The 9,025-nt window shown below is 37.2% G+C and carries 9 protein-coding genes, 1 tRNA gene and 2 rRNA genes; 10 read left to right on the top strand and 2 right to left on the bottom strand.

Annotated elements, in window-relative coordinates; translation table 11 throughout:
- From ACH6EI_RS25575 to ACH6EI_RS25535, 9 genes are all read left to right on the top strand, one after another.
- Window positions 1-122, top strand: a 23S ribosomal RNA gene (locus ACH6EI_RS25575); the annotation flags it as partial.
- A 62-nt stretch (window positions 123-184) separates the two neighbouring features.
- Window positions 185-300, top strand: a 5S ribosomal RNA gene (gene rrf / locus ACH6EI_RS25570).
- An 11-nt stretch (window positions 301-311) separates the two neighbouring features.
- Window positions 312-388: transfer RNA gene (locus ACH6EI_RS25565), tRNA-Met, on the top strand.
- Between the two features lie 138 nt (window positions 389-526).
- Window positions 527-1,132, top strand: coding sequence for a hypothetical protein (locus ACH6EI_RS25560; protein WP_028412728.1), 606 nt, complete (start codon window positions 527-529; stop codon window positions 1,130-1,132).
- A 584-nt stretch (window positions 1,133-1,716) separates the two neighbouring features.
- Complete coding sequence (locus tag ACH6EI_RS25555; protein WP_013055206.1) at window positions 1,717-2,214, top strand: GNAT family N-acetyltransferase; 498 nt, start codon at window positions 1,717-1,719, stop codon at window positions 2,212-2,214.
- Between the two features lie 248 nt (window positions 2,215-2,462).
- Window positions 2,463-4,235, top strand: coding sequence for an extracellular catalytic domain type 1 short-chain-length polyhydroxyalkanoate depolymerase (locus ACH6EI_RS25550; protein WP_028412729.1), 1,773 nt, complete (start codon window positions 2,463-2,465; stop codon window positions 4,233-4,235).
- A 279-nt stretch (window positions 4,236-4,514) separates the two neighbouring features.
- On the top strand, window positions 4,515-5,717 hold the full coding sequence (locus ACH6EI_RS25545) for a 3D domain-containing protein (protein WP_275953741.1): 1,203 nt from the start codon (window positions 4,515-4,517) through the stop codon (window positions 5,715-5,717).
- Window positions 5,718-5,925: 208 nt separating this feature from the next.
- Window positions 5,926-6,687, top strand: coding sequence for a M15 family metallopeptidase (locus tag ACH6EI_RS25540; protein ID WP_028414360.1), 762 nt, complete (start codon window positions 5,926-5,928; stop codon window positions 6,685-6,687).
- Between the two features lie 229 nt (window positions 6,688-6,916).
- Window positions 6,917-7,039 carry a YjcZ family sporulation protein gene (locus ACH6EI_RS25535; RefSeq protein ID WP_074682883.1) on the top strand — a complete coding sequence of 41 codons (123 nt, stop codon included), beginning with the start codon at window positions 6,917-6,919 and terminating at the stop codon, window positions 7,037-7,039.
- Between the two features lie 53 nt (window positions 7,040-7,092).
- On the opposite strand, the gene ACH6EI_RS25530 is transcribed toward ACH6EI_RS25535, so the two are convergent.
- Both ACH6EI_RS25530 and ACH6EI_RS25525 read right to left on the bottom strand, forming a co-directional pair.
- Window positions 7,093-7,629, bottom strand: a complete 537-nt coding sequence (locus ACH6EI_RS25530; protein ID WP_028414359.1) for an SH3 domain-containing protein — start codon at window positions 7,627-7,629, stop codon at window positions 7,093-7,095.
- A gap of 161 nt (window positions 7,630-7,790) precedes the next feature.
- Window positions 7,791-7,964 (bottom strand): hypothetical protein, encoded by a 174-nt coding sequence (locus ACH6EI_RS25525; RefSeq protein ID WP_165573906.1) that lies wholly within the window; start codon window positions 7,962-7,964, stop codon window positions 7,791-7,793.
- 147 nt (window positions 7,965-8,111) lie between these two features.
- On the opposite strand from ACH6EI_RS25525, the gene ACH6EI_RS25520 reads away from it, so the two are divergent.
- On the top strand, window positions 8,112-8,942 hold the full coding sequence (locus tag ACH6EI_RS25520; protein WP_397378375.1) for a GNAT family N-acetyltransferase: 831 nt from the start codon (window positions 8,112-8,114) through the stop codon (window positions 8,940-8,942).
- Window positions 8,943-9,025: the final 83 nt, after the last annotated feature.

Genomic DNA, 9,025 nt, shown 5'->3' with positions numbered 1-9,025 from the left:
ATGAGATTTCCCATAGCGCAAGCTAGTAAGATCCCTGAAAGATGATCAGGTTGATAGGTCAGAGGTGGAAGCGTGGCGACATGTGTAGCTGACTGATACTAATCGATCGAGGACTTAACCAAACTTTAAAAGCGTAAGCTTTACTCAGCAAACTGTTACCTAGTTTTGAGAGAACAATCTCTTGTCTGGTGGCGATAGCGAAGAGGTCACACCCGTTCCCATACCGAACACGGAAGTTAAGCTCTTTAGCGCCAATGGTAGTTGGGACTTTGTCCCTGTGAGAGTAGGACGTTGCCAGGCATTTTTATTATCGCGGGGTGGAGCAGTTCGGTAGCTCGTCGGGCTCATAACCCGAAGGTCGCAGGTTCAAATCCTGTCCCCGCAACCAAATTATCTTTTATACATACTTGAATATATTATTACTATCCTTAGGCATAGCCTAAGGATTTTTTGTTTGGCTATATTTATAAACACTTGTTTAGGTTATGATATAAGATAGTGATGCAGATTAATCAGGAGGTTTTTTATGTTACAAAGTAATATTCAAACTTATATTGAAAAAGAAATGAACGTTCAAGGTCAATCTTTATCTCTATATCAAGAAGAAAAGGAATATGCGTTGCAAAAAGAGTTGGTGCCGCAAAACCTGATGATAGAAGAAAAAGAGGCATCTTCACGTTTTAAAGATTCTTATATCGAAAGAGTAGATAAAGAAACGGACGAGCTGATCGCAGAAGAATCTCCTCTTTCGTTTTTAGATACTCCTCTTTCTTACTTAAAAGAACACAGAAGTGAATTTCTATATGTAGAATCAAAATGGTTTGAATTTATTAAGCTTGATGGATGTTCTTTTGAAGTGGATGATGTGTTTGGCACATATAAAGTATTAACGGGGTTACATATGCAAAAAAAATTCGGTTCTGTACTAAAACAATTTTTTGCTAAAGAGCTTAATGAAAGCCCAACAAGCGTCCAGCTTTTATTTAATGATAAAGATGGATTATGGGATGTGAATATTGAGTTAGATGCTATAAAAGAGTTTGATGAAAAAATGTCAATAGGTGAAGCTCTTGTTCTTACATATCGCTTTTTCTTTCATCTAGTGGAGTATGTAGAGAACGAAAAAGCTTAAAAATGATGATTACTTTTACTATAAAGATGCTGGGACAAAAGCAGTTTAGTTAACGTTGAACACGAACTATCTATCAAAAATAGATAGTTCGTGTTTTTTAATGGTCATGGTGAACGTAGGTTTCAGTATGAGGTGCTTCTAGCTGTTGGTTGGAGGGCAAGGCTCCATCGCCCGCTCGCGGAAAGCGAAGCCTTGCACGTAAAGCAACAGCGGCGGAACAAGCATCCCAGGTTATTTATCCGGGTTGTTCGTCTTTAGATTGCATTCATTTCGTTATGGCCCAATCTCTTTTTTGATAGGTGATACATAATGAATGTTAAGTGAAGCTGGAAATATATTTACATCTCTATGTTTTTATGGAATGATAAAGAGTATCTTTACATATATGACTGATATGGGTGAAGAACAACTATCAGGAATCTTTCTAGTTTTTTGAGAAAGCAGCCTACATATTAGCTGTTAATAGTACTCCGAGCAAGAAAGCTTCCGTAGGATGAAGTATAATATATACATACAGGAACAATTTTTAACTCTATAAAAAATGTCTGCTGACGTATGGGATTATAAATAAAGAGGGGATGTTCATGTTATTAAGAAAAATAAAGTCTGAAGAATTGGCAGAAGTCTATCAAATGGGATATGCGGCATGGCCTAAAGGCAGGACGTACAAAGAGTATGTTAGAGATAATCAAAAAGAAGAAACATATGGAATTCGGTATGTATATGTAAATGAAGAGAATCAAATTATTGGTTCATTTATTTTGCTTCTTTTACAAACTCCTCGATTAAAGTTTGCTTTGCATGGTATTGGGTCCGTTGTTGTTCATCAGCTTTATCAACGAATGGGGTATGGCCGAGATATGCTTGAAGACTTTTTTAAAAAGATGAAGATAGAGAAGCGCAGCGCTATTTTTATGCTTTATAGCGATATTCTTCCTGAATATTATCATCAGTTTGGGTTTAAGGAGCTCCCTTCTCATTTACAGCGTTATCCTCAATCCATTGCTATGGTAAATTGCAGCGAGTCACAATATGAATACTTAAGTAAGCAATCCATAGAAGACATACCGGCCTATTTTTAAAAGGTATGTCTTTTTTATAGTATTTATCGACACAATCGTTTACAATTTTATGTAAGCGTTTTCTTTATTTGGAGATGAATGATTTTATTTGTCCTCATAACTGTAGGCAAATCGTGCAGTCAATATAAATTTTATTACATAAAACCTTGCTATCATCTTACTAGTAACTCTTATTCATTTCCATACCATACCGATATGTACGTTTGCTGCTAAGTATAACCATATCAATATAAGGAGGAAGCAGGAAGATGAAACGATTATTTATAGCAGGGATGATTTTTATGCTTTTTTTATCTTTAGGTGCTGTATCTTCTTCAGCCGCAGGAAGTTTTACCTCTAAAACATATAACGGAAGAACATACAAACTGTACGTACCTAGCAGTTATCAGGGAGGTGCTGCCTTACCTCTAGTAGTTATGCTACATGGCTGTACTCAAGACCCTGATCAATTTGCAGCAGGAACACAAATGAATGCACTGGCAGAAACAGAGAAGTTCTTTGTCCTCTATCCAGAACAGCCCTCTTCTGCTAATTCAAATAAGTGTTGGAACTGGTTTGATACTGCTCATCAATCAAGGGGAAGCGGTGAACCAGCGTTAATTGCTGGAATGGTCAATCAAATAAAAAGCAGTTATTCAATAGATGCCGACCAAGTCTTTGTTGGAGGGCTATCTGCTGGTGCAGCTATGAGTGTTATTATGGGAGCTACTTATCCAGACATATTTGCGGCTATCAGCGTTGGGGCGGGCTTAGAATATAAAGCAGCCACTAGTGTAACAGGTGCTTATACAGCAATGAGCAGTGGAGGTCCTAATCCTATCCAACAAGGAGATTTAGCCTATTCAGCCATGGGAGAGCATAAGCGAGTGGTTCCGGTTATTTTGTTTCATGGGACAGCTGACTACACTGTTGCCCCTATAAATGCGCATCAAATACTATCGCAATGGGCTCAAACAAATGATAGAGCGTCTGATGGACTGGATAATAACAATATTGATGATACGGCAGATCAAACTTTACCAGGTACAGTATCTGGTGGAAGAAGCTATACGCAATATATTTACAAAGATACAGCAGGAAAAACAGTAATGGAAAAGTACATGATAGAAGGAATGGGACATGCTTGGTCAGGGGGAAGTACATCCGGTTCTTATACAGATCCTAAAGGGCCAAATGCAACTAAATTAAGTTGGAACTTTTTTAAAAATCATCCGAAGAATGGTGACGCTTCTAATCCAGGAGATATATCCCCGCCGGTTACAGCTGCTTCACCAGCGGGAGGAACGTATGGAAGTTCTGTTTCTGTCACATTATCACCCAATGAACCTGCCACCACTTACTATACATTAGATGGAAGTACACCAACTGTTAATTCTCTAAAGTATTCTGAGCCTATTAGCATCAACTCTAGCAAAACAATAAAATTTTTTAGTGTAGACGCTGCGGGTAATCAAGAGGGAGTAAAGACGGAAGTTTATCAAATTTCTGGAACTTCAGAGAAATCCTCAGTATTTTCTTCGCTTGCTGCTGAAGATGGATTTATCGGAAATTTATCAGCTGACGGTATGAGTAGTTCTATTCATAAAATTGGGGATAAGGGAATGTACAATACCGACACATACCGAACCATTTTATCTTTTGATACAAGCTCTTTACCTGATGATGCAAGTATTACGGATGTATCTTTGAAAATTTATCGCAAATCTTCAACTGGTAATATTTCATCTTTGAAAGGCGATATTAAAAGCGGTGTATTTGGAACTAGCAGTGCTTTAGAACAAATAGATTACCAGGCCTCACCATCTATTTCAGCGGCCTTCCAAATGTCAGTGCCTTCACTCGATAATGGATATACAACTATTCAACTTCCTTCCTCACTTTTGGGATATATGAATAGGAACGGCAAAACTCAGTTTCGCTTGTCAAGCTCAGGTTCAGCGGACTTTTTAAGTGACGTAGTTGAAATTTATGGGGGCGACAATCCTGCATATGCTCCAACTTTAACTGTTTCATATAAGTAAAAAAACCTTCTAAAAGCAGTTAGCTTTTAGAAGGTTTTTTTTGCTGATAAGTTACTTTTATCACCGAATACAACTCCAACTTTTTATAGAGTTTTCTTCAAATTTTGACATGATTTTGATGAAATTTAATCATTATTCAAAAATGAATTGTCAGAAATATTACAAGAAAATGTTTAAAATTAATTAAATCCGTAATAAAAGTAAAATATTCCTGTAATGGAAGTGAAATGAACAGGTGGTATCATTCAGTCATTGAGTAAATAAGGAGGTATTCGGAAAATGAAGAAATTTGTATTTACTCTAGGGACAACGGCAATTCTTTCAGCAGGATTTGTAGGTGCAGCATCTGCCTCTACAAGCGGAACGTATGAAGTACAAAAAGGTGACACTTTATGGAAAATCGCTCAAAATCATAATGTGAGCGTAGACGAGCTAAAAGATGCTAATAACTTAACATCAACACTAATTTATCCAAATCAGACACTAAACTTATCTAGCATAAAAGAAATCGTACATACTGTAAAACGTGGTGACACTTTGTGGTCAATCGGTCAACATTATGGCGTAACAGTAGAAGAAATTAAAGAATGGAACGGTTTAACATCAGACTTAGTTTTCCCTGGAGAACAATTTAAAATTAAAGCGGCACAAGCAGCTCAATCTCAAACAGCTAGTGCGCCAGTAGCAAAGGCAGCTCCACAAGTGCAGCAGTCTCAAACGGCACAAGCTCAGCAAGAACAAGCAGCCCAAGAGCAAGCACAAAAAGAACAAGAGCAAGCTCAAGTAGCAGCCCAAGAGCAAGCACAAAAAGAACAAGAGCAAGCTCAAGCAGCAGCCCAAGAGCAAGCACAAAAAGAACAAGAGCAAGCTCAAGTAGCAGCACAAGAACAAGCACAAAAAGAACAAGAGCAAGCTCAAGTAGCAGCACAAGAACAAGCACAAAAAGAACAAGAGCAAGCTCAAGCAGCAGCACAAGCACAGGCAGCCCAAGAGCAAGCGCAAAAAGAACAAGAGCAAGCTCAAGCAGCAGCACAAGCACAGGCAGCCCAAGAGCAAGCGCAAAAAGAACAAGAGCAAGCTCAAGCAGCAGCACAAGCACAGGCAGCCCAAGAGCAGGCACAAAAAGAACAAGCAGCTCAACAGCAACAACAACAAGCTCAGCAACAACAGCAGTCTCAACAGCAAGCTAGCGGCAAGTCTATGACTGTTGAAGCAACAGCTTATACAGCTAACTGTGCTGGATGCAGTGGTACGACAGCTACTGGAGTAAATTTAAAATCAAATCCAAATCAACGAGTAATTGCGGTTGATCCTAGCGTTATTCCATTAGGTTCAAAAGTATACGTTGAAGGTTATGGTCAAGCTGTAGCGGCAGATACGGGTGGCGCAATTAAAGGAAATCGAATTGACGTATTCGTTTCTTCAGATAGTGCTGCACAAGACTGGGGCAGAAGATCAGTTAAAATTACAGTTATCGACTAATACTAGTCTTATAGAATAGAAGTAAGAAGAGATGTCTTTTAGAAGACATCTCTTTTTTTATGCTTAAAATAAACGTTTGAAAAAAATAGGTCGGGGCATACTGAAATTTATAGTAGGAATTAGTTTGTTATATTAGTAATTATTTCTTAATTTATATACAATGTTTGAGTGTCTTAAAAAGCTTAAATTATGTCAGGAGTATAGAAATATGAAATTTTATAAAAAAATAGCATTACTAATAGTGCTGGGTGTGATCGCAGGATTCTCGTATCTAGGCTATCAGGGATTATTTCGGCACGACGATCATTTGAACACGTCTGATCATAATCCTTTATCTTCTTCTAAACAGAAGCAAAATAGCATAGAAGTTGTTGGGAACCCCGAATCCATTGCCGTGCTAGTAAATAAGCAAAATCTTCTTCCTGATCACTATGAACCCGCTGACCTTGTATACCCAGACGTTCGGTTTATATTTAAAGAAAAAATTGAAAAGCGACAAATGCGTACAGAAGCAGCAAAAGCGTTAGAAAGAATGTTTTCAGCTGCTGAACGAGAAGGGATTTACCTAGCCGGTGTTTCCGCTTATCGTTCTCAAATTCGCCAGGAATCTCTTTATCAAGCGTACATAAAGCAAGATGGAGAAGCGGCAGCCAGTCATTATAGCGCCCATCCAGGCAGCAGTGAGCATCAGACTGGTTTAAGTATAGATGTATCAAGCAGCACAGGTAAGTGTGCGGCTCAAGATTGTTTTAAAGATACTCCTGAAGCCAAATGGATTGAAAGAAATTCATATAAATATGGATACATTGTTCGCTATCCAGAGGGAAAGCAGCAGATTACAGGTTATAAATATGAGCCGTGGCATATACGATTTGTCGGAAAAGAACTCGCCTCTAAAGTGTATAAAAAAGGAATTACGTTAGAAGAATATTATAATGACTACATGCAAGTTGATAATCCAGTTCAATAAAAAAGAAGAGTTATATAAACTCTTCTTTTTTTGTATTGCTGGAATATACCCTTACTTTAAAAGTTGGAACGAGGGAAAGATGTAGAGATGAACCACGGGATGCTATATCCTATGCCTTACTAGTAAAAGAGTTATCGCTTATAAATTATAATGAATTTTGTGATAAAGAATACTCATGTTCGTTTTCATTTCCCTTCACATATTCTACAAAAAAGGGAGGTGAAAGAAAATGAGTTTTTACGGAGGTTATGGTTATGGATACGGAGCAGGTCACGGAAGTAGCTTTGCGTTAATCGTTGTGCTATTTATTTTACTAATCATCATCGGTGCTTCATGGGCAGGGCACTATTAATAAGGTGTCCATAAATAAACTCCCTTGAAATAATTCAAGGGAGTTATCTATTTTTATCTATAACTAGGTAACTGTAAGTACGAAGTGCTTACATATCCTTTAAAGCCGTTGTATTCTACAAAAGCCCAATCAAATGAAAGCTTGTTATCTTTTGAGTAGCCCCAAGCTAAGAAGCTGACGCTTTTTCCTCTAGGAACAGTTGTTACAACTTTGTTGCTTGTGCTAGGCCCTGTGCGTAAATTAAGGTTAGCAGCTGTATGAACAATAGTAGGGACTTTCATTAAATAGGAAGTACTGATATATCCGGTGCCGCCAATTATTTTAATGGCAGCCCAGTCTGCATTTACAAACTTGACTACTTCAATTTGATCTTTTTTTCTTAATGTATCAAGAATCTTTCCCTGAGTGCTAGGTTTTGAACGTATATTGAGTACGTTTGCTGTCACTTCATATACGCTGAACGGTGCGTTTATTTTTTCTGCTGCACTTGCTGTTTGCTCGTGAGTGAATGGCAGTGTTCCAGATAGAGATGAAAAAGTAAAGCCAGCTGCTAATGCAAAAACCGATATAGATTTTGTAATTGTCTTCATGCGAATATCCAACTCCTTAGTGAAATAGGTTATATCTTTTTCTATAACACTAAGAATAAAGAATACTTGTTTCTAAATTGTTACCAACATGCATCCTAGTTGTAAATTTACGAAAGGTCTGTAAAAAGGTTTATTTCACAGACCTTTTAATAGCGCTATTGTTACTCACCCTCGCGATCTTCCGTTGATTTATGAAAAGAAAAATATACAAAAATTGATAATACTGTCCCATAAATGCTCCACAAAGCTAAAGCAAAAATAAATTCTTTCTGCAGGCAATAAATAATGGTTAAAGCAACTAGTGCAATAAAACTTATTAAAATGGTCTTTTTCATAAGCACCCCGCCTATTTAGTTTAATTACTCTATGCGCTTTTTGATCGTGCTTTACCCTATAATTATTCGGTCATTGCGCTAAAGATGAAAGGAAAAAGTTAAACAAAGCCGAACTTATAATAAAAAGAGAGATGCAGGAGGATACGTATGTTAAAACAACATGTACTAGAAGATATACAAAAGCTACAGTCTATTTGCCAACAAGAAGAAAAAATAGAGCTGAAGCTGAATTTTGACATGTTACGAAGTCGAAAACAAAATGAAGTTAACGATTTTTTTTATTATGAAAATAATCAGCTTGTTGGATTTATTGGTCTTTATGGGTTTGGGAATACAGTAGAAATATGCGGAATGGTCGATCCTAGCTATCGCCGAAAAAAGATTTTTTCAAAGCTGTTTTCTCAAGCTTTACATATGTGTAAGAAGCGTGAGTATACAGAGATTTTATTAAATGCTCCTGGCGATTCGATTTCAGGCAGGGAGTTCTTAAAGAAAATTCCATGTTCATTTACTTTTTCAGAATATCAAATGAAGTGGACAGAGAGAGAATTGGAAGATGATAATCCCTTTGTTACACTTCGCTCTTCCCTATTAGATACCGATATGAAAATGGAAATGCAAGTTAATATGGAATGCTTTGGTATGTCTTTAACAGAAGCAGCTGCTTATTATGGGCAAATGAAAACGGAAGAACAGCAAAATCATTTTATCGTAGAGTACAATAGTCAGGCGGTTGGAAAGTTAAGGGTATCTTATGATAAAAGCGAAGCATGGATTTATGGATTTGGTATTTTACCTTCCTATCAAAAATTAGGAATAGGAAAGGCTGCTTTAAAACAAGTCGTTTTACAGCAGCATCAGCTAGGATATGATGTATTTCTTGAGGTTGAAGCAAAAAACAAACGCGCTTTGCAACTTTACGAAACATGCGGCTTCGATTCATATCACGTGCAGGATTATTACGTATACAGCTTGTAGATAAAAAACACGGAAATCTTAGATTTTCGTGTTTTTTATTTACATATTAGATGATATGTGATTTTTTGAGTAAATAATGAGAA

The sequence above is a fragment of the Priestia sp. JSM ZJ58 genome, from assembly GCF_044383985.1.
GTDB classification, from domain to species: Bacteria; Bacillota; Bacilli; order Bacillales; family Bacillaceae_H; genus Priestia; species Priestia zanthoxyli.
This window is presented reverse-complemented; position numbering and strand designations above follow the sequence as displayed.